This is a genomic window from Microvirga sp. KLBC 81, assembly GCF_003075415.1.
Lineage (GTDB): Bacteria > Pseudomonadota > Alphaproteobacteria > Rhizobiales > Beijerinckiaceae > Microvirga.
The window spans coordinates 1-1,700 of record NZ_QDAH01000225.1; the positions used below are offsets into that span (position 1 = coordinate 1).

Sequence of the window (1,700 nt, forward strand, 5' to 3'; positions counted from 1 at the left end):
ATGACGCGCTTGGCTCCGGCCACTAGGTCCATGGCGCCGCCCATGCCGGGCACCATCTTGCCCGGTACCATCCAATTCGCGAGGCGTCCGTGCTGGTCGACCTGCAGGCCGCCCAGCACCGTGAGGTCGAGGTGCCCGCCCCTGATCAGGCCGAAGGACATCGCGCTGTCGAACGTGGACGCGCCCGGCAGCGCGGTGACCGGACGCCCTCCGGCGTCGGTCAGCCACGGGAGCGCCATGCCGGGCTCCGGCACCGGCCCCGTGCCGATCAGGCCGTTCTCGGACTGGAAGAAGACATGGATCCCCTCGGGAACGAAATTCGCCACGAGCGTCGGGATGCCGATGCCGAGATTGACCAGCATCCCGTCCCGCAGCTCCTGCGCGATGCGTTTGGCAATGAGGGATTGCACGTCCATGGCTTCAGCCTTTCGCAACGAGGTAGTCGACGACGGGAGCGGGCGTCATGACGTGGTCCGGTGAGACCACGCCAACGGGCACGATGTTCTCCGCCTGGACGACGACGATGTCCGCGGCCATGGCCATCAGCGGGTTGAAGTTGCGCGCCGTCAGAGCGTATTGAAGATTGCCCAGGTAGTCGGCGATGAAAGCGTGCACGAGCGCAAAGTCGGCTCGGAGAGCAGGCTCCAGAAGGTAGTCGCGGCCATCCACCGCAATCCTCTGCTTCCCCTCCTCCGCGATGGTGCCGATGCCGGTCGCGGTCAGGATGCCGCCGAGCCCGAAGCCACCGGCGCGGATCCGCTCGGCGAGCGTGCCCTGCGGGACCAGGTCCACCTGCAGGCTTCCGGCAAGCATCTGCCGCTGTGTCTCCGGATTGAGGCCGATGTGGCTCACGACTGCACGGCGGAGCAGCCCGGCATCAACCAGCTTGCCGATGCCGATGCCTGGCGCCGCGGTGTCGTTGGCGATGACCGTCAGTTCACTCTTCTTCTGGCGCACGATCTCATCGACCATCGGCTCAGGTGTTCCGACACCCATGAAGCCGCCGATCATCAGGGTGGCACCGGCCGGGATCATCGCTACGGCGTCCTGAAGAGTGATCGTCTTCATTGCGGGTCTCCTCAGCAGCCGGTGCAGACGCTGCGCAGAGTGCGGTTCAGCCGGCGGTCCATCTCGCGCACCTTTCTGTCGGCGTCCGCACGGTTTTTGTCCGCGCTTGCCTGCAGGTCTTCCTGTTGCTGAACGGACTGCGGCGTGGGCTGACGGAGCCTCGGCTGATTAGGTGGCGAAGGCTCCTGATCCGGCGCCTGGGCCCATGCGCCACCCCCCAGAAGAAGCGCGATGGTCGCGACGCCGACGCGACTGCGTAGGGACAAGAGACTCGAAGTCATCGGGACCTCCTATTGCCCTTCCCACATCCTCAAATGCCATCACGCCATGATGCTGAGCCCGCCGTCGACATAGGTGGTCGTCCCGGTGAGCCGCCGGGCGAACGGCGTGGTCAGGTAGGCCGCCGTCAGACCCACGTCGTCGATGTCGACGAGTTCGCCGATGGGCGCGCGCTCGATGGCCTCGGACAGCAGGACGTCGAAGTCCTTCAGGCCAGAAGCCGCCCGCGTCTTCAGCGGACCGGGCGAGACGGCATGCACCCGGATGTGCTTCTCACCCAATTCGTAAGCGAGATAGCGGACGGCGCTCTCCAGTGCCGCCTTCACGGGGCCCATCAGGTTGTAGTTAGGCAC

The 1,700-nt window shown here is 66.0% G+C and carries 4 protein-coding genes; all 4 read right to left on the minus strand.

What is annotated here, in order from left to right; all coding sequences use genetic code 11:
• On the minus strand, nucleotides 1-416 hold a 416-nt coding region (locus tag DC522_RS33365; RefSeq protein ID WP_305777723.1), incomplete at its 3' end, for a CoA-transferase.
• Between the two features lie 4 nt (nucleotides 417-420).
• Nucleotides 421-1,068 (minus strand): CoA transferase subunit A, encoded by a 648-nt coding sequence (locus DC522_RS33370; protein WP_116532676.1) that lies wholly within the window; start codon nucleotides 1,066-1,068, stop codon nucleotides 421-423.
• Between the two features lie 11 nt (nucleotides 1,069-1,079).
• Nucleotides 1,080-1,349: a hypothetical protein gene (locus DC522_RS33375; protein ID WP_116532677.1), complete on the minus strand. Its 270-nt coding sequence runs from the start codon at nucleotides 1,347-1,349 to the stop codon at nucleotides 1,080-1,082.
• Between the two features lie 39 nt (nucleotides 1,350-1,388).
• Nucleotides 1,389-1,700, minus strand: a 312-nt coding sequence (locus DC522_RS33380; protein ID WP_116532678.1) for an SDR family oxidoreductase, incomplete at its 5' end; no start/stop codon positions are given.

Coding starts and splice junctions, on each gene's coding strand:
- DC522_RS33370 (WP_116532676.1), bottom strand. CDS start 1,068: ATGAAGACGATCACTCTTCAGGACGCCGTAGCGATGATCCCGGCCGGT.
- DC522_RS33375 (WP_116532677.1), bottom strand. CDS start 1,349: ATGACTTCGAGTCTCTTGTCCCTACGCAGTCGCGTCGGCGTCGCGACC.